Source organism: Amycolatopsis sp. cmx-11-51 (assembly GCF_047608665.1).
Taxonomy (GTDB): Bacteria; Actinomycetota; Actinomycetes; order Mycobacteriales; family Pseudonocardiaceae; genus Amycolatopsis.
The window spans coordinates 1,049,781-1,073,729 of the sequence record NZ_JADNQO010000001.1 but is presented as its reverse complement, the minus strand read 5'-3'; the positions used below and the strand labels follow the sequence as shown (position 1 = coordinate 1,073,729).

Annotated in this window: 23 protein-coding genes and 1 pseudogene; 15 read left to right on the top strand and 9 right to left on the bottom strand. The window is 68.8% G+C overall.

From position 1 onward, the window contains the following. Nucleotides 1-21 precede the first annotated feature (21 nt). A complete protein-coding gene (locus tag ACM6LU_RS05450; protein WP_414937095.1) occupies nucleotides 22-513 on the bottom strand; it encodes a hypothetical protein in 492 nt (163 codons plus the stop codon). A gap of 302 nt (nucleotides 514-815) precedes the next feature. On the opposite strand from ACM6LU_RS05450, the gene ACM6LU_RS05445 reads away from it, so the two are divergent. From ACM6LU_RS05445 to ACM6LU_RS05430, 4 genes are read left to right on the top strand one after another with little or no spacing between them, the layout of a single operon-like run. Then, nucleotides 816-1,463 carry an ABC transporter permease gene (locus ACM6LU_RS05445; protein ID WP_414936433.1) on the top strand — a complete coding sequence of 216 codons (648 nt, stop codon included), beginning with the start codon at nucleotides 816-818 and terminating at the stop codon, nucleotides 1,461-1,463. Then, on the top strand, nucleotides 1,450-2,634 hold the full coding sequence (locus ACM6LU_RS05440; RefSeq protein WP_414936432.1) for an ABC transporter ATP-binding protein: 1,185 nt from the start codon (nucleotides 1,450-1,452) through the stop codon (nucleotides 2,632-2,634). The genes ACM6LU_RS05445 and ACM6LU_RS05440 overlap by 14 nt, the downstream gene beginning before the upstream one ends. Further along, nucleotides 2,631-3,407 carry an ABC transporter permease gene (locus ACM6LU_RS05435; protein ID WP_414936431.1) on the top strand — a complete coding sequence of 259 codons (777 nt, stop codon included), beginning with the start codon at nucleotides 2,631-2,633 and terminating at the stop codon, nucleotides 3,405-3,407. Before ACM6LU_RS05440 ends, ACM6LU_RS05435 begins: the two co-directional genes overlap by 4 nt. A 1-nt stretch (nucleotide 3,408) precedes the next feature. Then, nucleotides 3,409-4,368: a glycine betaine ABC transporter substrate-binding protein gene (locus tag ACM6LU_RS05430; RefSeq protein WP_414936430.1), complete on the top strand. Its 960-nt coding sequence runs from the start codon at nucleotides 3,409-3,411 to the stop codon at nucleotides 4,366-4,368. Between the two features lie 286 nt (nucleotides 4,369-4,654). Here the strand turns inward: ACM6LU_RS05430 and ACM6LU_RS05425 are convergent, their stop codons facing one another. Beyond that, on the bottom strand, nucleotides 4,655-5,119 hold the full coding sequence (locus ACM6LU_RS05425) for a DUF6474 family protein (protein WP_414936429.1): 465 nt from the start codon (nucleotides 5,117-5,119) through the stop codon (nucleotides 4,655-4,657). A gap of 90 nt (nucleotides 5,120-5,209) precedes the next feature. On the opposite strand from ACM6LU_RS05425, the gene ACM6LU_RS05420 reads away from it, so the two are divergent. Further along, a complete protein-coding gene (locus ACM6LU_RS05420; RefSeq protein WP_414936428.1) occupies nucleotides 5,210-6,856 on the top strand; it encodes a TM0106 family RecB-like putative nuclease in 1,647 nt (548 codons plus the stop codon). Between the two features lie 38 nt (nucleotides 6,857-6,894). Continuing rightward, on the top strand, nucleotides 6,895-7,083 hold the full coding sequence (locus ACM6LU_RS05415; RefSeq protein ID WP_414936427.1) for a hypothetical protein: 189 nt from the start codon (nucleotides 6,895-6,897) through the stop codon (nucleotides 7,081-7,083). Nucleotides 7,084-7,150: 67 nt separating this feature from the next. Here the strand turns inward: ACM6LU_RS05415 and ACM6LU_RS05410 are convergent, their stop codons facing one another. After that, the gene (locus ACM6LU_RS05410; RefSeq protein WP_101611665.1) at nucleotides 7,151-7,909 is read right to left on the bottom strand and encodes an SDR family NAD(P)-dependent oxidoreductase; all 759 of its coding nucleotides are present in this window, start codon (nucleotides 7,907-7,909) and stop codon (nucleotides 7,151-7,153) included. A 161-nt stretch (nucleotides 7,910-8,070) separates the two neighbouring features. On the opposite strand from ACM6LU_RS05410, the gene ACM6LU_RS05405 reads away from it, so the two are divergent. Continuing rightward, a complete protein-coding gene (locus tag ACM6LU_RS05405) occupies nucleotides 8,071-9,381 on the top strand; it encodes a UDP-glucose dehydrogenase family protein (protein WP_414936426.1) in 1,311 nt (436 codons plus the stop codon). A gap of 119 nt (nucleotides 9,382-9,500) precedes the next feature. After that, complete coding sequence (locus tag ACM6LU_RS05400) at nucleotides 9,501-11,264, top strand: gamma-glutamyltransferase family protein (RefSeq protein ID WP_414936425.1); 1,764 nt, start codon at nucleotides 9,501-9,503, stop codon at nucleotides 11,262-11,264. Between the two features lie 485 nt (nucleotides 11,265-11,749). On the opposite strand, the gene ACM6LU_RS05395 is transcribed toward ACM6LU_RS05400, so the two are convergent. Continuing rightward, a complete protein-coding gene (locus ACM6LU_RS05395) occupies nucleotides 11,750-12,625 on the bottom strand; it encodes a VOC family protein (protein ID WP_414936424.1) in 876 nt (291 codons plus the stop codon). Continuing rightward, entirely contained in the window at nucleotides 12,618-13,139 is a 522-nt protein-coding gene (locus ACM6LU_RS05390) for an RNA polymerase sigma factor (RefSeq protein ID WP_414936423.1), read from the bottom strand. Before ACM6LU_RS05390 ends, ACM6LU_RS05395 begins: the two co-directional genes overlap by 8 nt. Before the next feature lie 123 nt (nucleotides 13,140-13,262). Between ACM6LU_RS05390 and ACM6LU_RS05385 the strand changes: the two genes are divergently transcribed. The 7 genes and pseudogenes from ACM6LU_RS05385 to ACM6LU_RS05355 all read left to right on the top strand — a co-directional run bounded on the left by ACM6LU_RS05385 (nucleotide 13,263) and on the right by ACM6LU_RS05355 (nucleotide 18,033). Then, nucleotides 13,263-13,556 carry a hypothetical protein gene (locus ACM6LU_RS05385; RefSeq protein ID WP_414937136.1) on the top strand — a complete coding sequence of 98 codons (294 nt, stop codon included), beginning with the start codon at nucleotides 13,263-13,265 and terminating at the stop codon, nucleotides 13,554-13,556. Further along, nucleotides 13,530-13,733: pseudogene (locus ACM6LU_RS05380) on the top strand (XRE family transcriptional regulator); the annotation flags it as partial. The gene ACM6LU_RS05385 and the pseudogene ACM6LU_RS05380, both read left to right, overlap by 27 nt. A 63-nt stretch (nucleotides 13,734-13,796) precedes the next feature. After that, nucleotides 13,797-14,651: a hypothetical protein gene (locus ACM6LU_RS05375; RefSeq protein ID WP_414936422.1), complete on the top strand. Its 855-nt coding sequence runs from the start codon at nucleotides 13,797-13,799 to the stop codon at nucleotides 14,649-14,651. A gap of 58 nt (nucleotides 14,652-14,709) precedes the next feature. Beyond that, nucleotides 14,710-15,834: a sensor histidine kinase gene (locus ACM6LU_RS05370; protein WP_414936421.1), complete on the top strand. Its 1,125-nt coding sequence runs from the start codon at nucleotides 14,710-14,712 to the stop codon at nucleotides 15,832-15,834. After that, nucleotides 15,831-16,499 carry a response regulator gene (locus tag ACM6LU_RS05365; RefSeq protein ID WP_414936420.1) on the top strand — a complete coding sequence of 223 codons (669 nt, stop codon included), beginning with the start codon at nucleotides 15,831-15,833 and terminating at the stop codon, nucleotides 16,497-16,499. Before ACM6LU_RS05370 ends, ACM6LU_RS05365 begins: the two co-directional genes overlap by 4 nt. A 593-nt stretch (nucleotides 16,500-17,092) precedes the next feature. Then, on the top strand, nucleotides 17,093-17,293 hold the full coding sequence (locus ACM6LU_RS05360; RefSeq protein WP_414936419.1) for a hypothetical protein: 201 nt from the start codon (nucleotides 17,093-17,095) through the stop codon (nucleotides 17,291-17,293). Then, a complete protein-coding gene (locus ACM6LU_RS05355; RefSeq protein WP_414936418.1) occupies nucleotides 17,293-18,033 on the top strand; it encodes a Crp/Fnr family transcriptional regulator in 741 nt (246 codons plus the stop codon). The genes ACM6LU_RS05360 and ACM6LU_RS05355 overlap by 1 nt, the downstream gene beginning before the upstream one ends. Before the next feature lie 292 nt (nucleotides 18,034-18,325). Here the strand turns inward: ACM6LU_RS05355 and ACM6LU_RS05350 are convergent, their stop codons facing one another. The 4 genes from ACM6LU_RS05350 to ACM6LU_RS05335 are packed head-to-tail and all read right to left on the bottom strand — an operon-like array spanning nucleotide 18,326 to nucleotide 23,946. Next, nucleotides 18,326-20,107: a glycosyltransferase gene (locus ACM6LU_RS05350; RefSeq protein WP_414936417.1), complete on the bottom strand. Its 1,782-nt coding sequence runs from the start codon at nucleotides 20,105-20,107 to the stop codon at nucleotides 18,326-18,328. Further along, nucleotides 20,104-20,670, bottom strand: a complete 567-nt coding sequence (locus ACM6LU_RS05345; RefSeq protein WP_414936416.1) for a hypothetical protein — start codon at nucleotides 20,668-20,670, stop codon at nucleotides 20,104-20,106. Before ACM6LU_RS05345 ends, ACM6LU_RS05350 begins: the two co-directional genes overlap by 4 nt. Continuing rightward, the gene (locus ACM6LU_RS05340) at nucleotides 20,663-22,585 is read right to left on the bottom strand and encodes a glycosyltransferase family 4 protein (RefSeq protein WP_414936415.1); all 1,923 of its coding nucleotides are present in this window, start codon (nucleotides 22,583-22,585) and stop codon (nucleotides 20,663-20,665) included. Before ACM6LU_RS05340 ends, ACM6LU_RS05345 begins: the two co-directional genes overlap by 8 nt. Continuing rightward, the gene (locus ACM6LU_RS05335; RefSeq protein WP_414936414.1) at nucleotides 22,582-23,946 is read right to left on the bottom strand and encodes a class I SAM-dependent methyltransferase; all 1,365 of its coding nucleotides are present in this window, start codon (nucleotides 23,944-23,946) and stop codon (nucleotides 22,582-22,584) included. Before ACM6LU_RS05335 ends, ACM6LU_RS05340 begins: the two co-directional genes overlap by 4 nt. Nucleotides 23,947-23,949: the final 3 nt, after the last annotated feature.

Sequence of the window (23,949 nt, the reverse complement as noted above, 5' to 3'; positions counted from 1 at the left end):
TTACGGGGGACGAGCTGGGGTTCAGGAGAGCAGCGGGGGGCCGCGCCTGCCGTGGACCCGGCGAAGGTCCACGCGGACGAGGTGACCGGGACCCGCCGGACGGGCGAGCACCGGCGTGCCCGCCGCGGCGGGCACCGGAAGCGCGTTGAGGATGAACGGGACCAGCACGCGCAGGCAGGCGAGGACGCCGAGCAGCAGTCCGTCGGCCTTGGCCAGCAGCAGCGCGGTGACCAGCGTCGCGACGACGTGGGCCACGGTCATCGCGAGCCCGCCCGAGACGGGAGCGGGCTCGTCGTGCCTCAGTTCGTGACTGCTCAGGGAGCTGAGCACGAGGTGCATCACGACCTGGCCCGCGCCGAGGTCGACGATCGTGGCGAGCGGTCCGCGCGCCTTCGCGGCGAGCGCGGTGGCGTTCCAGCCGATGAGCACGGTGAGCAACATCGTCATCGCCGCATCGGGTACTTCGCCGTCCCCCACGACGTGAGCGGTCACCGCCAGCGCCGCGGAACTCACGCCGAGCAAGCCGCCACGCACAACGCGTAACGCGCTTCGGTGATGGCTGCCCTTGCTCACGAGGTGAAGGGTATGCGACATCCGGCCGAGCGGTCGACGTCCTCCCGGCTGGTGAGCAGTGGGAAAGACACCGCGGGACGGCGCCTGCGTTTGCCCATTTAGGCCGAATGGGGAAGGTTTACGGGATAAAAGGCGGTAAACCGGGGTTTGGCCGCACACGTTTTGGGTAGTCAGGCTCCCGATACGGCTACTCCGAATGGGTGAGGACTCTCACTTAGAGGCGGCGGGAGAACCAGCACGCGATGAACCTCTTCGAGTACATCTCGGATCGGTGGGACAGACTCGCCCTTCAAGGGCTTCTCCATGTCAGCGCGGTCGTGCAGTGCACGATCATCGCCGCCGTGCTCGGCGTGGTGATCGGGGTAGCGGTCTACCGCAGCCCGATCGGGTCGGCCGTGGCCACGGCGCTGGCGAGCACGATCCTCACCGTCCCCTCCTTCGCCCTCTTAGGCCTCCTCATCCCGGTTTTCGGCCTCGGCGCGAACACCACCGTCATCGCCCTCGTGCTCTACGCGCTGCTCCCGATCGTGCGGAACACGATCGTCGGGCTCGGCGGCGTCGATCCAGCGGTCAGTGACGCGGCACGCGGCATCGGTATGGGCCGGTTCGGCGTGCTGACCAGGGTGGAGCTACGGCTCGCCTGGCCCGCCATCCTCGCCGGGATGCGGGTCGCGACGCAGATGCTCATGGGCATCGCGGTCATCGCGGCCTACGCGAAGGGCCCGGGCCTCGGTTCGGAGGTCTTCTCCGGCCTCACCAACGCGGGAAGCACGAACTCCCTCAACCAGGCGCTGACCGGGACGCTCGGCGTGGTCGTCCTCGCGCTGGTCCTCGACGCCGTTTACGTCCTGATCAATCGTTTGACCGTCTCGAGGGGTGTCCGTGGCTGAGCAGCCTGAAACCGTATCCGGCGTCGAGATCGAGCTGGAGAACGTCTCCAAGCGCTACCCCGGCACCCGCGAGCCCGCGGTCGACGAGTTCTCGATGGTGGTGCCCGCCGGCAAGATCGTGGTCTTCGTCGGCCCGTCCGGCTGTGGCAAGACCACCACCATGCGGATGATCAACCGGCTGATCGAGCCGACGTCCGGCCGGATCACCATCGGCGGTGACGACGCGCTGAAGCTCGACGTCGACACCCTGCGCCGTCGCATCGGCTACGCGATCCAGCAGGCCGGGCTGTTCCCGCACTTCACCGTGGCGCAGAACATCGCGGTGGTGCCCGGTCTGCTCGGCTGGGACAAGAAGAAAGTCAACGACCGGGTCGAGGAGATGATGGACCTGGTCGGGCTGGACCCGGCCGACTTCCGCGACCGCTTCCCGCGTCAGCTGTCCGGTGGGCAGCAGCAGCGTGTCGGCGTCGCGCGGGCGCTCGCCGCGGACCCGCCGGTCCTGCTGATGGACGAACCGTTCGGCGCGGTCGACCCGATCACCCGAGGAAATCTGCAGGACGAACTGCTGCGGCTGCAGACCGAACTGAAGAAGACGATCGTCTTCGTCACCCACGACTTCGACGAGGCCGTGAAGCTCGGCGACAAGATCGCGGTGCTCGGCAACCAGTCGAAGATCCTCCAGTACGACACCCCGGACGCGATCCTCGCGAACCCGGCCGACGACACGGTCGCCGGTTTCGTCGGCGCCGGTGCCTCGCTGAAGCAGCTGACGCTGCTGCGGGTCCGCGACGTCGAGCTGAAGCAGGACGCCCTGACGGCGGCGGTCAGCGAATCGCCGTCGGACGTGCGCGAGAAACTGACCCGGCAGCGGAAGCATTTCGTGCTGGTGCTCGACCAGCGCCGTCGTCCGATGCGATGGGTCCACGTCCGCGAGCTGACCGCGGCGACGTCGCTGGCCACCGCGGGCAAGCCGCTGCGTGACTCGGTCAGCCTCCAGTCGACGCTGCAGGACGCGCTCGAAGCCATGCTCGCCGAGGGCGGCAGCGTCCCGGTGACCGGCGCTCGCGGCGAGTACGCCGGGACGATCGAGCTCGACACCGTCATCTCGACGATCCAGCAGCTGCGCGAGGAGCACTCGGACGGCAACCCGGCGGAAGGGGTGACCGCATGACGGCCGTCGATACCGGGTTCACCACCGAGTCCTCGTCGAGAAGCGCCGAACGGGTCCGGCTGTTCGCCCAGCCCGCGGTGGTCCTGCTGATCGTCGCCGGCGTGCTGATCTGGGTGTTCGCCGGCGACCTGACCGCCACGGAGAAGGCGACACTCAACGCCACCGGGCTACTCGAAGCGCTGCGTGACCACCTGGCGATGACCGTCGTGGTCACCGCGATCGTGGTCGCCGTGGCGGTGCCGCTCGGCGTGCTCGTGACGCGGCCGTACGCGAAGTGGGCGGCACCGGTGTTCCTGGCGGTCGCGAACATCGGCCAGGCCGCGCCCGCGCTCGGGGTGCTGGTGCTGTGGTTCATCGTCACCGGTGCGACCGGCGGGCTGTGGGTCGCGGCGCTGCCGCTGGCGTTCTACTCGCTGCTTCCGGTGCTGCGGAACACGATGGTCGGCCTGCAACAGGTCGACCCCGCACTGATCGACGCGGGTCGCGGCATCGGCATGTCGGCCTCCGGCGTGCTGTGGCGGGTCGAGTTCCCGCTGGCCGTCCCGCTGATCCTGGCCGGCCTGCGGACCTCGCTGGTGCTGGCGGTGGGCACGGCGACGTTCGGCATGTTCGTCAACGCCGGCGGTTTCGGCCTGCTCATCGACACCGGCTACAAGCTCAACCTGACGAAGGTGCTGATCACCGGTTCGGTGCTCGCCGTCGCGCTGGCACTGCTGGTGGACTGGCTGGGTGCGGTCGCGGAACAGTTCTTCGGACCGAAGGGACTGCGCTGACATGCGATTGAAGGCGATTCTCGGCACAGTCCTGTTGTGCGGCACGCTTTCCGCTTGCGGGCTCGAGGTCAACACCGCGCTGCCGTACAAGATCGAACCCGGTTCGATCCAGCCCATCGAGGCGCTCAAGGGTGTCGAGGTGACGGTGGGGTCCAAGGACTTCACCGAGAACATCATCCTGGGCTACATGGCCGAAATGGCGCTTTCCGCGGCGGGCGCGGACGTCATCGACCTGACCGACATCAAGGGCTCGAACTCGTCGCGGCAGGCACTGCTCGCCGGCCAGACCGACGTCACCTGGGAATACACCGGCACCGGCTGGATCAACTACCAGGGCAACGAACTTCCCGTCCCCGGTGGGGAACAAGCCCAGTACGAAGCCACGAAGGCGGCCGACGAGTCGAAGTTCGGCGTCACCTGGCTGAACTATTCGCCGCTGAACGACCAGTACGGCTTCGCGGTCACTGAAGCCTACGGAGCGGCGAACAACCTGAAGACGACTTCGGACCTGGCGGCGTTCCTCAAGCAGAAGCCCGACCAGGGCGTGTTCTGCCTGGAGACCGAGTTCACCAGCCGCCAGGACGGTTTCCCCGCCGCCGTGCGGGCATACGGGTTCCAGAACCCGGTGATCAAGAACTTCGGCATCGGCACGATCTACTCGGCCGTCGCGAGCGGGACCTGCCCGATCGGCGAGATCTTCACGACCGACGGCCGCATCGCCGGACTCGACCTGCGTGTCCTCGAGGACGACAAAAAGGCGTTCCCGCAGTACAACGCCGTGCCGACGCTGCGCTCGGACTTCCTGAAGCAGCACCCGGAACTCCGCGCCCCGCTCGAAGCCGTCGCCGCGGCCATCGACAACCAGCAGATGATCGAACTGTGCAAGCAGGTCGACGTAGACGGCCGTGACCAAGGCGAAGTCGCTTATGAGTGGATGAAGAAGAAGGGCTTCATCAGCTAATCTGTCGAGCGCTGACGGAAACTCGCCGAAGGGGCGCCGTTCCGCATTCACCTCGCGGTAGGAGTGGAGGCGCCCCTTCATCGAGTTTCCGTGGGCCTTCGGCCCAAGAGAGGGCGCTCGACGGGTGAAGTCTCCGTCGGGCGCGGGGCGCCCTTGGGGAGACCTCTCGGCTGAGTTCATCACCCTCACCACCCGTCTGGACGCACCGGGTCGTGCCATGAACGGTCCGTTACTTGCAAATTTTGCAAGTAACGGACCGTTCATGGCACTTGAGGCGCTCGACCGCTCAGATCCCCAGGCGGTGCAGCAGCTTTCCCTCCAGCTGGTCCAGCTCCCCGGCCACCGCCCGGTGCGCCGCCTTCCGCCGCGCGGCCGGCATCCGCTCCGAAGCGCGGACGGTCGCCGAAAGCTGCTCCAGCGTCCCCTGCGTGTCCTTCGCGAAGGACACGTCGGCATCGGTCGCCTTCGCGGACTTCCTCAGCTCCGCGAGTCCCTGCGTCAGCCCGGCGATCCGCGCGTGCAGTGCGGCACCGCGTCCGCTGAATTCGCCGAGCTGGTCGACCGCGACACCGAGCTTCTTCGCTTGGTAACGGTCGTAGAGCTCTCGCGCGGCCCCCGCCGCTCGAACGGCGTACGGCGCGATCACCGGCAGTACGGCCGGACCGAGCACTTTGACCACCGCGACGGCGTTCTTCGCCTTCTTCGGGTTGATCCTGCCTTCGGCCTCGACGGCTTTGGCCTTGCGCGCCATGGCACCTCCCACGCTGTGTCACAGACGAACTTACTGGTCCCCGAAGTGGCGGGCATGTCGGCTTGCCGGTCGCCTTCTAGAGTGTTGTCTGTGAGTAACGAGGTGCTACTGGACGCGGGAGCGGTGAGCCGCTGCCGGCGTCGCGTGCACCTCGAACACGATCCGGCGATGCGCGAGGTCCCGCTCGCCCCGCCCGACCCCGCCGCGCAGCAGCGGATCGACGACGCGTCAGCGCATCGCGAGGCCATCGTGCGGCAGCTGATGGAGGCGACAGGACCCGGCGTGAGCTGGGTAAAGATCCCTCGCGACCTTCCCGCCGCCGAGCGTGTGCAACTCACCGAAGAGGCCTTCGCCGCCGAAGCGCACTACATCTGGGGTGCCCTGCTCCCGGTGGACCGTGCCGGTCACCGTCGCGGCGGCTCAGAACTTCTGATCCGCACAGCCGACGGCTACGTGCCGGTGCTGGTCGTGCGGCACCGCATCACCGATCGCGGTTCGGGCGCGCCGACCACGGTGATGACCGATCTCGACCCGGCGAACCGGTTGCCCGATCCGGCGCGAAAGGTCCGCTCGCAGCCGCGTGACCAAATGCGGCTCGCGCACCTCTATCGGATGCTCGAAGCGCTCGGGAGGCACGAAGGCCACCGCGCCATCGGCGGCGTCATCGGCCTCGACGCGGATGTCGTCGTCTGGCACGACCTGTCCGCGGGTACCTGGCCGGGCGGCCGAAGCGCGCTGACGGAGTACCAGAGCCGCTTCGCCGACAGGCTCGCCATCGCGAGCGCAGCCGTTGAAGGCGAAGAGCCACTTGCCGAGCCGTCGCGTGTCCTCGAATGCCGTCGCTGCCCTTGGTGGCCGACGTGCGAGGTCGTGCTCACCGAAACCCGCGACGTCAGCCTGGTCGTCCGCGGCGAGGACGCGATGGAACTCCGCCGCGCCGGAGTGTCCACAGTGGACAAGTTGGCCGCGCTCGACCCGGCCGACGAGCCGCCGCCGATGAACTGGACGGGCGGTACCTTCGCCGACGCGATCATCCTCGCGCGTGCCTGGCTCGCCGATCTCACGATGGTGCGCAAGGTCGACCGCATCGAGGTCTCGCGCGGTGACGTCGAGGTCGATGTCGACATGGAGAGCTTCGGCGATTCCGGCGCGTACCTGTGGGGTTCGCTGCTGACCGGAGCCGACATCGGAATGGAGCAGGGTTACCGGGCCTTCGCGACCTGGGAGCCGCTGCCGACCGCGGACGAGGCGCGGTCGTTCGCCGAATTCTGGGCCTGGTTCAAGGAAGTCCGCGAGCGCACGCTCGCGGCGGGGCTGACCTTCCGTGCCTACTGCTACAACGCGCTCGCCGAGAACCGCTGGCTCTTCGGGTCCGCCGGCCGGTTCGGTGAGCACCCCGGCGTTCCCACCAAGGCCGAGATCGCGTCCTTTGTGGACTCCGAGGAGTGGATCGACCTCTTCCGCAGCGTCACCGACCAGTTCCTGTGCTCGCACGGCAAGGGGCTCAAGGTGATCGCCCCGGTCGCCGGTTTCACCTGGCGCGATCCGGAAGCGGGCGGTGAGGCGTCGATGAGCTGGTACCGCGACGCCGTCGGCATGGACGGCGGTGTCCCGGACGAACTCCAGCGGGAGCGGCTGCTGCGCTACAACGAGGACGACGTCCTGGCCACGCACGCGCTGCGGAAGTGGATGACCGACCACGCGCAGACGGCCGTGCCGTATATGAACGACCTCTGATCTCTCATGAACTAAGAGACTCGCGCCCGCCCGGCATCGTGCGTGAGGTCGAGAGCACGAAGCTCGGCAAACTCGCCGCGCTCGGTGTCCGGCAGACGCTCGGCCAGCTCCGGCGGCGCGCTTACACGCCGGCGCGGTTCGGCGGGCTGGTCGCCGAAACCACGTTCAGGACGTGCGAGATCACCACGGAGGGCATCACCCTGGACGTGCGCCTCACCCGTCCCTGAGCGAGATGAACGGGGCTTTCATCGCAGAATTTGAGAGGAAAGCCCCGTTCATCTCACGGGGAGCGGCTCAGCGAGGGGCCATGCGCAGCGAGCCGTCCATCCGGACGACCTCACCGTTCAGGTAGTCGTGGTCGATCAGCGACAGCGCGAGCTGCGCGTACTCGTCCGGCCGCGCGAGCCGCTTCGGGAACGGAACGCCTTCGGCCAGCGAAGCACGGAACTCGTCGCTTACGGTCGCCAGCATCGGGGTGTCGACGATGCCCGGCGCGATGGTCAGCACCCGGATGCCGTGCGACGCGAGGTCGCGGGCGGCGGGCAGGGTCATCCCGACGATGCCGCCCTTGGACGACGAGTATGCCACCTGTCCGATCTGGCCGTCGTAGGCCGCGATCGACGCGGTGTTGATGATGACGCCGCGCGCGTTGTCGGCCAGCGGCTCGGTCTTGGCGATGGCCTCGGAGGCCAGCGTCAGCACGTTGAAGGAGCCGATCAGGTTGATCTGGACGACCTTCGCGAACAGGGCGAGGTCGTGCGGGCCCTTCTTCGAAAGGATCCGCGCGGACGGTCCGATCCCGGCGCAGTTCACCACGGTCCGCAACGGCACCCCGGACTCGGCGGCGGTCGCGACGGCGGTCCGCACCTGCTCCGGGTCGGTCACGTCGGCCTCGACGTAGGTGATGCCCTCGACCTGCTCGGCGTTGGCGATGGCACCGGCGAGGTCCAGCGCGAAGACCCGCGCGCCCTTCGCCGCGAGCGCCTTCGCGGTCGCACCGCCGAGCCCGGACGCGCCACCCGTGACGAGCGCCGCGGTATCGGTGATCTGCATGTTCTCCCTTTCGTCGACAACCGTTCCCTAGGTTAACGCTCGTTCGCATCGGCGGGGTGGGTGTGCTGGCTCACGTCGGTGCGCAGCATGTCGTGAGGAGTATTCGGGCCCGAAGCATTCCGTTCGCTCGGAGGTCAACTCAGGCTGTCACCTTCAGCACCATGAGCGCTGCTCGGATCGTGGTGGTGGGGACCGGTTACGTCGGATTGACCACGGGGGCCTGCCTGGCAGGCCTGGGGCATCGAGTCACTTGCGTCGATGTCGACCAGGCGAAGGTCGCAAGGCTCTCCGCCGGACGAGTGGACATCCTGGAGCCGGGACTGTCCGAGCTGGTGTCGAGGGGACTGACCAGCGGAAGACTCGAGTTCGTGGTCGGCGCGCGGAACGCGGTCCGCGACGCGGAGGCCATTTTCCTTTGTGTGCCGACCCCGATGGGCGCGGGCGGTTCGGCGGACCTGCGGGCCGTCGAAGCCGTGACCACCGAGATCGGTGACGTCATTCCGCCGGGTTGTGCGCTGATCACCAAATCAACCGTTCCGGTGGGGACGTCGAAGCGCATCCAGGCGATGCTCGGCCGCACGGACGTGCCGGTCGTGTCGAACCCCGAGTTCCTGCGCGAGGGCACCGCGGTGGAGGACTTCCTCGGCCCGGACCGGATCGTCGTGGGTTCGGACGACGTCGAGGCGGCGCGCTGGGTCGGCGATCTCTACGCCGATCTCGCCGCCCCGGTCGTCATCGCCGACGCGGCCAGCGCAGAACTGGTGAAGTACGCGGCGAACTGCTTCCTCGCGATGAAATTGTCCTATGTGAACTCGATCGCCGAACTGTGCGAACGCCTCGGCGCGGACATCGACCTGGTCACCGAAGGGATGGGCTACGACCGCCGCATCGGCCGCTCGTTCCTCAAGCCCGGCCCCGGCTGGGGCGGTTCTTGCCTGCCGAAGGACACCAGCGCGCTGGTCAAGGTCGCCGAGTCCGTCCAGTACGACTTCACGCTGCTGACCTCGGCGATCGAGGAGAACATCGCGCAGCGGGACCGGATCGTCGCGAAGATCGCCGGCGCCGTCGGCGGCACGCTGGCCGGTTCGCGGATCGGCGTCCTCGGACTGGCGTTCAAGGCCGGGACGAACGACCTGCGTGACTCGCCCGCCCTCGCGGTCGCTTCCGTGCTGGGCGCGCTCGGGGCGGAGCTGACCGCCTACGACCCCGCCGTCGGCGGCCAGATCGCCGGGATGACCGTGGTCGACGACGCGTACCAGGTCGCGAAGGCGGCCGACGCCGTCGTCGTGCTGACGGAGTGGGACGAGTTCAACCGGCTCGACTGGAACTACATGGCCGAGCAGATGGACGGCGACTCGGTCGTCGACACACGCAACCTCCTGGAGCCGCAACGGATCCTGGACGCCGGCCTGTCGTGGCAGGGCGTCGGGCGACCGCGGGCGGCGCTGCGGCGGAAGGTCGCCGTCTCCTGACCCACCTGCCTTCCGGGGGTGTCCTGAAGGACCCTTTCAGGACACCAGGGCAACCTGGGCGGAGCCCTCTTCAACTGCTGGGACTGAAAAAGTAGTTAGCCAAGCGTAGTATCGGCTGGGTGTTCACGACCAGGCCGGAACTGGCCGGCACCCACGGCATGGTGGCATCGACGCATTGGCTGGCCTCGGCCACCGGGATGGCGGTGCTGGAAAACGGCGGCAACGCCTTCGACGCGGCGGTAGCGGCCGGGTTCGTCCTGCAGATCGCCGAGCCGCATCTGTGCGGCCCGGCGGGGCAGGTTCCCGGCATCTTCGTCACCGCGAAGGACCGGACGCCCCGGGTCCTCGCGGGTCAAGGCGTCTCGCCCGCGGCCGCGACACCGGAGCGTTTCGCGGACCTCGGTCTCGATCTGATCCCCGGCAGCGGCCTGCTCCCCGCGACCGTGCCGGGGGCGTGGGACGGCTGGCTACTGCTCCTGCGGGATCACGGCACGAAGTCTTTGCGCGACGTGCTCGGCTACGCGATTTCATATGCGCGCAACGGGATTCCGCTGGTCAGCCGGGTCGGCGACACGATCCGCGCGGTGCGGGACCTGTTCACCGAGCATTGGCCGACGTCGGCGGCGCTGTGGCTCCCCGACGGCGAGCCCGCCCAGGGACCGCACCGCAACCCGGCTCTCGCGGACACCTGGGAGCGGTTGCTCGCCGAGGCCGAGTCGGTCAGCGGCCGCGAGGCACAGATCGACGCCGGACGGCACGCGTGGTCGCAGGGTTTCGTCGCCGAAGCGATCGAGGCGTTCGGCCGGAAGGCTTTCCGCGACGACTCCGGCCGCGATCACGCCGGTCTCCTCACCGGCGAGGACATCGCGGGCGGGGAAGCGACGTACGAAGAGGCGTTGCAGGTCGACTTCGGTGACTGGGGCCTGGTGAAAATGGGCGCCTGGACCCAGGGGCCCGCGTTGCTGCAGCAGGCTCGGCTACTGGACGGCCTGCGTGACGAACTGTCCTATGTGGACGGAATTCCGACGGAACGCACGGTGCACTTGGCCGTCGAGGCGGCGAAACTGGCGTTCGCCGACCGCGAGGCCTGGTACGGGGATTCCCCCGACGTGCCGATCGAATTGCTGATCTCCCGCGAATACGCGGATACCCGCCGCGCCTTGATCACCGAAGAGGCGTCCGCCGGACTCCGGCCGGGTGGGCCCTCGCCGCGACTGCCCGCGATCCTTGAAAAGCTGCGTGGTATCGAATCCGGTTCCGGCGCGACGGGGGAGCCGACGGTCGGGCCGCTGGGTGAGACCCGGGGCGACACCGTGCACATCGACGTCGTCGACGCGGCGGGGAACATGATCTCGGTGACACCGTCGGGTGGCTGGCTGCAGTCGAGTCCGACGATTCCGGAACTCGGTTTCTGTCTCGACTCCCGTGGGCAGATGTTCTGGCTGGAACAGGGCCTGCCGAACTCGCTGGCGCCGCGGAAACGGCCACGTATCACGCTTTCGCCGTCGATGGGCCTGCGCGACGGCGAGCCGGTGCTGGCGTTCGGGACGCCCGGCGGGGACCAGCAGGACCAGTGGCAGCTGTGTTTCTGGCTGGCGCACACCCTCGGTGGGCTGAACCTGCAGGAGTCGATCGACTCGCCAGCGTGGCATACGACCGCGTTCCCGAGTTCGTTCTATCCGCGCTCGTGGACACCGCGGGAACTCGTGGTCGAGTCGCGGCTCGGCCAGTCCACAATGGACGCTCTGGCCGCACGTGGACACGCTGTCGTCGATGCCGGACCTTGGGCGCTGGGACGACTTTCGGCCGTTTCGCGTTCCGGCGGAGTTCTCCGCGCCGCCGCCAACGCGCGGGGGATGCAGGGCTACGCCGCCGGTCGCTGACCTGCCCGGATCGTGCCGTGAAGGCCTCCTTCCCTACCCTCAAAGTCAGGGTCCCGGCAAAGTCGCAGAGCTGCTGGTCAGCGCTGCTGTTGGTAATCAGGACTTGGCATCGCTAGTGCCTCGAGGGCCGAGCGGGGAAGATTTGGGACGTTGAACGTTCGAAATCTTCCCCCGCTCGGCGTGTGCCGAGGGCATGTCTTCCTGAACCCTTGTCGATCAAGCTCCGCAACCGGTGACCTCGCGACGATGTAGGAATCGGGACACTCATCGTCCCAATTCCTACATCGTCAGCCTCACGCAGCGACGAATAACCGCCTGACCTGCAAAACCTCGACTTCGCCGGGACCCTGAACCCCCAGTCCCAGTTGTCCACAATGCCTTCCACCTGTGGACAACTCGCCTCAGCCCCACTTCCCGTCCCCCATCGGCGATAGACTGGCTTTGGGGTCGCCCCCCTGGGACGGGTGGGGGCCGGGGTGGTGACTTTAAGAGCGCGGCTGTTCCCAGAGCCAGAATTCGATGCCCTGGTCGTCCGTGCAGTCGGCGCTCAGGCCGTAGGGCTGCTGTTCGGTTTCGCCTGCCTGGCCACCCTGAGCCCGGACATGGTCGAGGGCGGCGGCCAGGTCGTCGACGGCGTACATGACCTTCCAGCCCACCTGCCGTCCTGGGCCGCCCCAAAGCCCGCCTTGCAGGCCGGAACCTTCGACGCCCCAACCACCTTCGACCCGTCCGGGGGAGAACTGCCAGCCGAGGACGGCGCCGTAGAACGCCTTCGCGCGTGCGTCGTCCGGGACCTGGAAGGTGAAGTAGCCCGCTTCGCCGTGCCGGATCGGCGCCGCACCGGACGAAGAACGCGGAGCGGCTTGCGCCACCAGCCACCGCTGCCCGTACGGATCCTTGATCGTCCCGCTCAGCCCATGGCCTTCGTCCGAGACGGTACGTTCCAGTTCCCCGCCCAGTTCAACGGCCCGCCGCGCGGCCGCGTGCACGTCCGGCACCTCGACCCGGATCAGCGGGCCACCGGCGGCCGCCACCACATTGCCCAGTTCGGGGAACTCCTCCGCGAGCATCAGCACGCTGTCCCCGATGGCCAGTTCCGCGTGCCCGACCCGGCCGTCCTCCATCACGATCGGCTCGGCCCGGTGCCGCGCCCCGAACACCTCCACGTAGAAGTCGAGCGCGGCGCGGGCGTCGGTCACCACCAGGTACGGCGTCAGGGAACGTGGTTCCGCCAGTGTTTCGGTCATCTCGGCTCCGTTCAAGACGGCGCGACGCAGGTTGTCGCGCAGTTCGGCGGCGAAGAGCGGGTCGGGATCGACACGCTGTGAGGGCGCGCGAAGCGCGTCGAACGGATCAGGCATCGCGACCCTCCTTCTCCTGATAAGCACGCCGGAACGCGGCACGGGCCCGCACGAGCAACGCCTCGGTGGCGTGCACCGTGCGCCCCAGATGGACGGCGACCTCCGGTACCGGGAGGCCGTCGACATAGCGAAGCGTCAACGCGGCTCGGTGGTGCGCCCCGAGCGACGCGAGCACTTCGCGCGCCAGGAGCGCGTCCAGCCGCTCGTCCCAAGGATCGGTGTGGACCTCTTCCTCGTGGACGAGCCGTAGCCCGCGTTCCTCGCGTTCCTTACGTCGCCAGTGATCGGCGAGCTTGTGCCGGGCGACGCCGATCAGCCACCCGGTGCTCACCGCAGGCGCGTATTCCTTGCGACAGGCCCTCACCGCGCCGAGGAAAGTCTCCGACGTCAGTTCCTCGGCGAGGGTGCGATCACCGCACCGGGACAGCAGGTACCCGTAGACCTCCGGCAACGCCGTCTCGTACAGCGACAGCAGCGCGAAGGCCGGGTCCCGATGCACCCGTGGTTCCGTCACATCCCCATCGTCGCTCGGCGAGCCACAACTCCGACGGGTGAAATCGAACTTTCTCAGCCCCGCGGATCGGGCAGCCGTCGCGCCACCGTGATCACACCGACCGTCAGCACCGCCTGAATCCCGATGACCAGGGCGAACGCGCCCTTCATCCCGAGCGGGCCCGCGCCGACGGAGGCGGACAACGTCCCCAACGTCGCCACGCCCAGTGCCATCGCCGCCTGCTGCGACGTCGTCCGCATCCCGCTGCCGACCCCGGCGATCTCCGGCGGCACCTTCGGGGAGGACGATCCGGAACACCGTCCTCATCGCGAGGCCCTGACCGAGACCGCACAGCAGCATCCCCGGCGCGGAATCGAGCACGCCGAGGTCCGCCCACTCCAGCAGCACGGTGAGTCCGAAGTCTTCGAGCGGATGTGAAAGGAGCACGACGTCTCCACCGAAAGAATTGTGCTCGAGTAGCACCTGCATCCGGATGTCGGCCTGCTGCGGTTCGAGTTCTCCTACCTGTACTTCGGACGGCGTTCGGAGATTTCGCCGGCGACGCGCACCCCGGCGGACGAGGAAACCGCGGCGAAACTGCCCAGCTCCTTCTGAGGAGGGAGGCGAACCAGGCTCGCGGGGGATTCTTTCCGCGGCGTGAAAGCCGACGCTGAGGACATGACCGCAGCAGTCGCCGCCCCCAAGATCTCCAGTGCCCGCCTGATCATCTGCTACGCCGCGATCCTGGGCACGCTTCCGTATCTGACGCTCAAGGCGTCCTGGGTCACGGGAGGCGGCCTCGGCCTCCGCGATCCGTCCTTTGTGGACTCCGAGCTGATGCTCTTCGCGAACCTGCTCACCGGCGGGATGGACGTCGTCGCGGTGGTGCTCGCGCTGGCGTTCACCTACTCCTGGGGCCGCCGGATCCCCGCGCCGCTCGTGCTGTTCCCGATCTGGATCGGCACCGGCCTGCTCGCGCCGATCGTGCTGAACCTCCCGGTGATCGTCACCGAGCTGGCGCACGCGCAACTGGCCGAGATGCCACTGGAGAACTGGGTCTGGGCCGTCGTCTACGGCGGTTTCGCTTGGCAAGGCATCCTGCTGCTGACCGCGTTCGTGCTCTACGCCCGCGATCGCTGGTGGTTCGTCGTCACCGGCACCGTGCGGCCGGGCACGATCGGTGTGGCGGGCGGACTCGGCATCGCCGCCGCGCTCGTTTCCGCGATCGGCTACGGGAGCTGGGCGTTCGGCTCCGGCGGCTTGTCGGCTCGCGGCCAGGACGTCGTGGTCGCTTTGCTCAGTGTGTTCGCCACGGTGGCCTTGGCTTCGGTGTCGCGTGGACGGTTCTGGCCGCGGCTGGTGCTGGTGTGGACCGGCGCCGGGGTGATGGCGGGCTCGGGGGCCTGGGGCCTGTTCAGCGCGTTCGGCATGGGTTCGCCCGGGCTGGGGCGGGTGCTCGTGCTGGCGGTGCAGGTGATCGGTGGGGTGCTGATGATGACGTCGGTCCTGCGCCGGCTACCGCACGCGGCGTAGCCGAGAAGCCGCTTTTCAACGGACGCGGTACGCCTCGACCCCAGGTAGTTTTCGTCCTGTGCTGCTGAAAGAACGGTATCCGTGGAGTCACTGGGTGGGCCGTGTGCTGCGCGTGGTGCTGCCGCTGGGGTTCGTCCTCGGCGCCACGAGCAGTGCCGCCCGCTGGCAACCGGGCGCGCAGGCGCTGACCACGTTCGGCGCCCTCTGGCTGGTCGCGATCGCGCTGCCGTTGCTGCTCGTCCACCGGTTCCCGATGCCGATCTTCCTGCTCACCTCGGCGCTGACACTGGGCTACTACGCCTCCGGCAACCCCGGCGGTCCGGCGATCGTGCTGCCGACGATCGCGTTGTTCGTGCTCACCAAGGTCCGCGGGCCGCTCGTCGCCGGGATCACCGGCGGATCGCTGCTCGTGGCCGCCGGCGTCGCGTTGTTCGTCCGGCACGGATTCGATTCCTTCGACGCGCGGGCCGGGCTGGGTGTCGTGTGGGTGATCGCGGTCGTCGGGATCGGGACGGCGGTGCGCAACGGGCTGGCCGCGGCGCGGGCCCGGCGCGAGCAGGCCGACGAGCACCGGCACCGGATGGCCGAGCAGGAGCGGCTCACCATCGCCCGCGAGGTGCACGACGTCGTCGCGCACAGCCTCGCGATGATCAACGTCCAGGCCGGGGTCGCCGCGCACGTCGCGGACCGGCGTCCCGAGCAGGCGAAAGAAGCGTTGCTGAACATCAAGGAGGCGAGCGCTTCGGCGCTGAAGGACCTTCGTGCGACGCTGGCCGTGCTGCGTTCCGGCGAGGACAAGGCGCCCGCGCCGAGCCTGGCCCAGGCCGGCGAGCTGTTCGAGCACGCGCGGGCCGCCGGGCTGGAGGTCCGCGTCGACGGCGAACCGGGTGAGCTGCCCGCCCCCGTCGACGGTGCCGCGTACCGGATCCTGCAGGAATCGCTGACGAACGTGGTCCGCCACGCGAACCAGGCGCGCGGCGTCGATATCGGATTCGAGCGGAAAACCGGTGCGCTGACGCTGCTCGTCCGCGACGATGGCCGTGGCGCCGTCGAACCCGCGCCCGGGAACGGCCTGCGCGGGATGTCCGAACGGGCGGCGGCGCTGGGTGGCGCGCTCACGACGACCGTGGTGGATGGCGGGTTCCAGGTTCGCGTGGTTTTACCGATCGAGGGGGAACGATGACGATCCGGGTGGTCCTCGCCGACGACCAGGCGCTGGTGCGCGCCGGTTTCCGGTTGTTGCTGGAGACCGAAGACGGCTTCGAGGTCCTTGCCGAGGCGGGTGACGGTGAACAGGCCGTCGCGGCCGCCGTCGAGCACCAGCCGGACATCGTGGTGATGGACGTCCGGATGCCCGGCGTCGACGGGCTCGAAGCGACCCGCAGGATCACCGCGAACCCCGAGCTGGCCGGAGTGAAGGTTCTGGTCCTGACCACTTTCGACGTCGACGAGTACGTCTACGAGGCGTTGCGCGCCGGCGCGAGCGGGTTCCTGCTGAAGGACACCGACCCGGTGGAACTGCTGCGGGCGCTGAAGGTGGTCGCCGCGGGCGAGGCGTTGCTGGCGCCGACCGTGACCCGGCGGCTGATCGCGGAGTTCGTCGACCGGCCGGAGAACCGCCGCATCGACGTGAGCGCCGTCCGCGAGATCACCGACCGCGAACGTGAGGTCCTCGGCCTGGTCGCGGGCGGTATGTCGAACGACGAGATCGCCGCGCATCTGGTGATCTCGACGGCCACCGCGCGCACGCACGTCAGCCGCATCATGACCAAGATCGGGGCGCGTGACCGGGCGCAGCTGGTGGTGCTGGCCTACGAGTCCGGCCTGGTCAGCCCCCGTCGCGCCTGATCGCAGCTCCTCGCCGCGCGTTATCCGGCCAGGGTGGGATTCCCCCAAAAAGCTGAGATTGCCGAAGTTCCTTTCGGATCACTGGGCGTGATCGAAGACGACGGATCGTTGACCCTCCGTTAAATGACCGCCGATCGCCTCCTGGGGTCGGTGAGCCTCGCGAGGTCGTGCATCTGCACGTGCATCAAGGTCTCCGATTCATCCTCGCGTCGACCTGGGGAAACCTCGGACTCGGCAACGCCGCCGATTATTCCCGGTGGACAAGTCTCAATGATATGTCCGTACTGCTAACCCTGATTTCCCACTGTTTTCGGCCGTGATCCGCGAAAACTGACGGCTTTCTCGTGTACGGTCCGTGATTTTCCTCGTCGGTCATACCCGAAACGACTGTCACTTTCCGTTGCGAAATGGACGAATGGGGGCTCCCTGTAAGGGTGCCGCGGGTAGCGCGTTGCTTTCTCGCAATGCCGCTGAGCACTAGTCTTCGAAGGTGTGGCCGTGCGATTGCGTCACCTACTGGACGTGATTCTCACCCGGCCGGGCAAGAACTTGAAAAAGCTTCAAGAACGCTTTCTTCTCACTGGGAGTCACTATTGGCGTCGAATACTTCTGATCCCCTGCTGGTGATCACCGCGGGCGTCGTCGTTCTCGCCTACATCGTTTTCGCCGCGATCCTGACCCGGCTCCTGCTCGCCGGGAAAGTCGCCCAGCCCGCCAGGGTCATCGGCGCGGTGACGGCCTTGGTGGCGGGTCTTCCGGCCATCCTCTACGCGTTCGCGGCGGTGGTGGGCTGATGAGCCGGTCCTTCCTGGAGACGATCACCGACCGGCAGCGGCGTCGGCTGATCGACCTCGGCAGATACGTCGACCACGCGGCGGGCACGAACCTGGCGAATCAGGCGGATCCGGCCCCACCGGTGCTCGTCGTGCAGTCGGGCTTCGTGAAAGTGCTGCGTACGGCACAGGGCGACACTTCGCCGATGATCGTCGACCTGCTCGGCACCGGTGACCTTCTCGGCATCGAGGACTGCCTTGTCGGCCGTTCGAGCCACCTCGCCTACGTCGCCACAAAGCCGGCCCGCGTGCTCGAAGTCCCGCAGAAGACCTTTCGCGGCTTTCTTCACGACAACAAGCAGGCGATGGGCGCGGCCGCCGAGGTCCTGGCCTTCCGGGCACGGCGCCGTGACGTCGCGCTGGGCTTCGCGCCGGCCAAGGTCCGGAGCAGGCTGACGGCGTTCCTGGCTCGCCTGCAGGTGGTCTACGGAATCCCCGCAGAAGACCACGTCGTCATCGACGTGGGGTTGAACCACGCGGATATCGCGTCCGCGATCGGGGCGTCCCCCGCTTCGGTGCACTCTGAGATGGTGAAACTCAAGAACGAGGGCTATCTGACGACGGGGTACAAGACGATTCACGTCAAGAAACAACTACGGGAAGACGGTCCACCGCTTTTCCCGGTGAATCGCCCGGCCGGCGGGGCCCATGCGCGGCAGATTCCACAACTGCGGCTGGGACGGCGGGCGGCCGTGGGATGAACGGGGCTTTCCTCGCGAAATCCGAGATTGAAGCCCCGTTCATCCCACTCGTGCGCCGCGGGAGCGGGCTAACGGTCCGAAAGCGGTCAGCCGCGCTTCAGCTGAAGCGCGAGCCGTATGACGAATACGACGGCCAGCGCGGCGACCAGGGCGATTTCCCAGGCCATGCGGCTCCTCCTCGTCCAGCATCGAACGCTCCGATGCTCTGCTCATAAGGCGCGTCACCGGGGGAGGACGTTCACCGACACGGCCTAAACTCACTCGAACGGACGAAGATCGCGCCCTGGAGGAGCTACAGAGCGCTGTCCACCGCCGCCCACACCCGATGCGGGTCGACGTCCATCGGCCGCGAGTCCGGATCCGGCCGCAGCCGCCGCAGCAGCACCTGCTGCACCAGCGCCGTCGGCCGCGACGCGGCGGCCACCCGCCGCCAGAACAGGTGGTCTTCCAGACCCTCGAACAGGACCTCGGAGTTCCACCCGCCGAACTCGTCGATCAGCGACCGCCGCACCAGATACCCGCTGCCGAGGTACGGCAGCGTCCGCAGGCGCCGCTCCTCCGGCGGCAGCGCGCCGACCAGGCCGTCCACCGGATCCGCGACCGGGCAGTGCACGACGTCGGCACCTTCCGAGGCGGCGAGCAGCCGTTCCAGCAGGAACTCCGAAGCGCGCATCCCGCCGTCGAGCACCAGCAGCCACGACGCCGTCGAACGTTCCAGCAGCGAGTTCCGGGTGAGCCCGCGGCCGAGCGGGGTGCCGTGCAGCAGGACGTCGTACGGGCGCGGGCGCGGCCACGGGTGCACGCCGTCCTCGCCGACGAGTACCTTCCGCGGCGCCACGCCACCGGTGAGCAGGTCGTTCGCCAGCTCGTCCGGGTCGGCTTCGCCGGTCCGGCGCACGATCAGCACGTCGACATCGGCGGAGCCCGCCAAGGAGGCCGTCGCGGGCTCCCAGCGCCGCGAAGCGACCCGCCGCGCCCCCTCGACCTGACGCCTGAGCCGCGCCGAAGCCACCAGGCCTTCGGGGGAGGCGGTGCCCCGCACCGAACGATCCCCGGCGAAGCGCACGTCGAATGACGAGGTGTCGATCGCGAGTGCGTTCGCCGGGCTGCGCAGGGTCGACGCGAGCCGCCGTGCCGAGGCGACGTCCGTCTGCGGCGCCGCGGTGGCGCCGCGGACGAGCGATGAAGCCACTTCGATCAGCATCCGGGCCGATGGCCCCATGTCTAGTGAACGCACGAAGTCATACGCCGCCGCTCGGAGACGGCGTTCGCGTCCGGGTTCCGCGGCCAGCGCCGCCGCGACGGTGCCCAGTGACTCCGCCCGCGCGATCACCAGGTGTTCGCCGGGGACCAGCGGCTCGATGTCGGCCGAAGTCTCGCTGATCACCACACAGCCGTTGGTCATCGCTTCGAGGGTGCGGACCCATTCCAGGGTCTGCTTCCGCTCCCGATGCAGGTTCAGCAGGAACCGGGACCGGGCGAGGTGCTCGAACTTCGCCTTGCCGGGCAGGAAATCGACGCGAGCGGTGGTCATCGGTTCGTGCGGTGGGGTCAGCAGCCGCGTCCGCAGCCCGGCGAGGTCACGCGCGTACGAGCCGAGCAGTGCCGACCGGCGGCGTTCGGCCGTGCCAAGGTACGTCACGTCGAGGTCGCGAGGGCTGTCGAGGTCGCCGCCCCACAGATCCCACAGCGGGGTGTAGCCGAGTTGGAAGTGCTCGACCCGCACCCCGCGCCGTCGCAGTTCGGCGGTGGCGTCGGCGTGGATGTCGACCGCGGCGCCCAGCGCGCGGACGAGCGAGACGGTGCGTTCGAACGTCGAGGTGCCGGGATGTTCCACACAGAACCCGATGGTCCGGTGGCACTGTTCGGCGGTGGGGAAGTCGGCGTCCGGGGAGATGACGAAGTACTCGTGCGGGACGACGACGTAGACGGTGTCCGGGCCGGCCTCCGGGTACTTGCCGACGGCCGTCCGAGCCTGCCCACCCGCCGAACGTACCGCGTCGGCGACCACTTCGAGCAGCTCCTCCATGAAGGACGAGCCGCCCTCGGCGGAGACGAAACAGAGGTCGGTCACGGCCGGTTCATCCTCCTGCGCACCAGCCGCAGCGGCGCGGTGACCCGCCAGCTGACGGTCCGGCGCGTCGCGTCGAGTTCACCCGCCATCTCGGCGGCCACCCGTTCCGCGGTCAGCATGCGCTGCCGGTCCGCGGACGGTTCGCCACCGGGCAGGATGTCCGCCTCGACGACCCCCGCGGACAGCACGAGTTCGGCGTCGAGCAAGGCGAGCCGTAGTCTGTCGCGTTCTTCGCGAGCCGCCAGGAGTTCCGCGCGCATCGAGTCACGCTGATGCCGGGCGAAGAGCACATCGCCCGCCAACGCCGTCGTCCTCGCGTTCGCGATGTCGAGCTCTTCCCGTAGCGCGGCCGCTTGCCCTTCCGACTCGGCGAGCTCCGCGCGCAGCGAAGTGACCGCCGCGGCGTCGGCGGTCGCTTCGCGCAGTTCCTGCTCCGTACCGGTCAGCTTCGCTTTCAATCTGTCCTGTTCGGCGGTGAACATCTGCCGTTCGGCCCGCAAGCGGGTCAGTTCGGCCTGTACGCGGCCGGGCAGGCCGGTGAACTCGGATTCTTCGTCAGGCACGGTCGCCCCCCGCACTGTTGCGCCCGCTGTGGGCGAGATCGGTCAGGATTTCGGAGTATTCCCGTGCGTAGCCTGCCGGATCGAGCCACGGCAGGAGTTTCTCGTACGCGGCTTCGGCCATTTCTCGTCGTCGAGCCGGAGGTGTTTCCAGCGCCCGAAGCAACGTCGCCGTCAAGGCGTCGACATCGTTGGTTTCGAACAACCAGCCGGATTCCCCGTCGACGAGCATCTCCCGCGCGCCGAACACATCGGTCGCCGCGACCGGGACTCCGCAGCTGACGGCTTCGAGGATCGACCGTGGCAGTGATTCGACGTCCGAGTTGTTGACGAAGAGGTCGGCCGCGTGGAGCCAGCGCATCGGGTCCGGCTGGATCGGCACCAGCTCGACGGCCCTCCCGAGCCCGGCCCGCTCGACCGTCCGCTCCATGGCCAGCCCGTACGGGGTCGGGTGCAGGCCGATGACGCTGAGCTTCACCTCGGGGTGGACGCGGCGGATCCGCCGCATCGCCGACAGCAGTGGTGCCTGGCCCTTGCGTGGCTCCGTGATCCCGACGTTCACCAGCACCACGTCGTCCGGCGAGTAGCCGAGGTCGGAGCGTGCCTTGCGCCGGGTCTCGGCCGGAGTCCTTCCGCCAAGCGTCCACATCGGGGTTCCGTAGCGGACCGTCCGGCACCGTTCCGGCTTGCTGTAGGGAAGGAACATCTCCCGCGTCGAGTCGGCCACGAACAGCAGCTTGTCGGTCTCGGCGAGAGTGGACTCCCAGCGTCGCCAGACCGCGGGTGGCGGTTTGTCCGGGCCCCAGTTGTGAAAGGCGAAGGTGGGCAAGGAGAAACTCTCGTGGATCACCCACGCGGTCGGGAGCCCGGCGCGGTTGGCCGCGTCCGCGGCGGCGAAACCACCGAGGGTGTTGACCAGCGCCACGCCCGCACCGGACAACTTGGCGAAACGGGCCAGTTCGGCGACGTGACCTTCGTACTCGGGGACCGACGACGTGCGGTAGTGCGTCGTGACGTGGACCGGGACACCGAGTTCGCGGCACTCCGCGCGCAGCGGGCCGTCCACCGCGGTCACCACGTCGGCCCGCCAGCCATGGTCTCGGACGAGCCTGCCGAGCAGTTCCTGCAGCCACAGCTGTCCGCCGCCGACGGCGAGACTGTGCGTGAACACCAGTGCGTGGCGCGGATCCGCCGGCACCGTGGTCCTGGCCAGCACTCGAGCGGTTTCCGTGGCCAGCTCCTCGGCGAGCACGGCTTCGTCGGGATCCGCCTCCGCGTGCCGCAGAGTGAAGGTGTGCCGGGGAGAGACGTGTTCGCCGACCCCTTCGGTGCGGAACCGGATCCGGAGGGAGAGCGTCCGCTCGGTGCCCTCGGGCAGGTCGACCGGGACCCACGCCTCGAACCCGCTCACCCCGGCGTCGGCGAAACCGGGCAGTGCCGCGTGCACGTCCTCGCGGGGGAGACGGGTGCGGGCACGCACGGTGCCGCCGCCTTCGACCTGCACCTCGATCAAGCTCGGCGCCTGCCCCTGCAGGAGTGCCCAGCCGGAGACGTACGCGACGTGGGCATCGGTGACCTGACCCGCCCTGGGGGTGGTGATCTCCCCGATCCACAACGGTTCCTCACCGGGCAGCGTTCCGATGTGGACGCTGGCCGTGGACAGGACGCGCTGGCCGGGGCCGTAGACGACCGCTTCCCGCCGCCCGGCGGGAAGCCACCCGTGCGGCACCGCTCTCCAGCCGAACGCGCCGGCGGGCGCGTCCGGGCAGTCCTCCGGAACCACGGTCGTGGGCACCCCGGCGACGCTCACGGACATCTCGTCGGCGCTGCCGACGCCGGTGGTCCAGCCGCGGAGCTCGTACCGATGCCCGACCGGCCGGCCCGGGGTCACGATACCGGCGGTGTAGAGGCTCGTCATGGCTTCGCTTCCTTGTTCTCGTCGCTGAGGCGACCGTACTCGGCGGCTTCCGCGTCTGGCCGGTCTTCGGCGGAATGGACCGTTCGCTCCAGTCGCGCGTGCCAGATGTCCGAAATCGCCGCGCGGATCTCGGCGGTGCCGTGCACGGCACCGCACGAACCGATCGTCGCGAAGTCGATCTCGCGCTCGACCGCACTGTCCACAAAGGAGGGATCGAGACCGGCGAGCACGCCGAGCCAGCCGGCCAGTTCCCGCGTGGTCCCGCCGTCCGCCGCTCCCCGCCAGTCCGCCGAGGCGAGTTTGTCGGCCAGCACCAGTACTCCGCGTTCGGTCACCTCGGCGACACCCGCGCCGGTGTGCCGCCATTCGAGGTCGATCGGGTGCAGGGTCTCGCCGTCGACGACGACGTTGTGCGGCACGAGGTCCCACAGCGCCCGCACCCCCCGCGCCGCCTCGGCGCGCAGCAAGTCGCGCCAGGCGGGCAGCAGGTCGCCCGCCCGTTCCGGTGCGGCCAGCAGGACCTCGAGGATCGTGGAGGCGTCGTACACCGGATCCGTCCACGGGCCGACGGAAATCCCGGCGACGGCCGTCGAAGGACGCAGCGGCACCCGCCGCACCTCGGCCCCGCCCGACGTCCGGACGATGTCGGCCCGCGTGCAGGCGAACGCGGCGCGTTCGGTGGTGTTGAAGTAGGTCGCGAGCCGGTCGGACGGCCACAGTGCGCCCGCACCAGGACCGGCGAGGAGCAGCAGACCCTGGCCGGGACCGTCCGCGATCGCCGCGGCCAGCCGTGGCGCTTCGGCGTCGAGCCTCGCCGACCGCACCGAGCGGGCGATCTCGTGTCCAGGCGAGCAGAGGAGTTCCCGGGTGACGTCCAGCCCGGCGTCCGCGAGCGTGTTCACGACCGCTCGGGAGCGGGTCGTCACCACCACGGCGCCGTGGGGCGACAGCCGCCGCCGCACGGACTCCAGAAGGGTTCTGGTCGCGTACGGCTGGGCGACGACCACCAAGTCGTACTCGGTACCGCTCGGCAACTTCCGCGGATCGTCGGTGGACACCTCGACGGTGCGCAGTTCACCGGTCCGCGCCCGGACCGCTTCCGCGCGGCCTTCGTCCGGCTCGATCGCGTGCACGACCTCGGCCTGCTCGCCCAAATACCTCGTGAGCGCCCCATAGCCGGCGCCGATCTCGAGCACCCGGGCGTCGCAGGGCAGGGTGAGCGCCCGGAGCACGTTCGCCGCACCGTGGTCGAGCGGCGCGCGGTCGGCGAGATCCCGGCAGGCGAAGTGCAGTTCGTCGCTGAGGGAATCCAGGTCCTCGGCGAGCGAAAGGACCGTCGAGAGCAGCCGGTCGACCCCCATCTG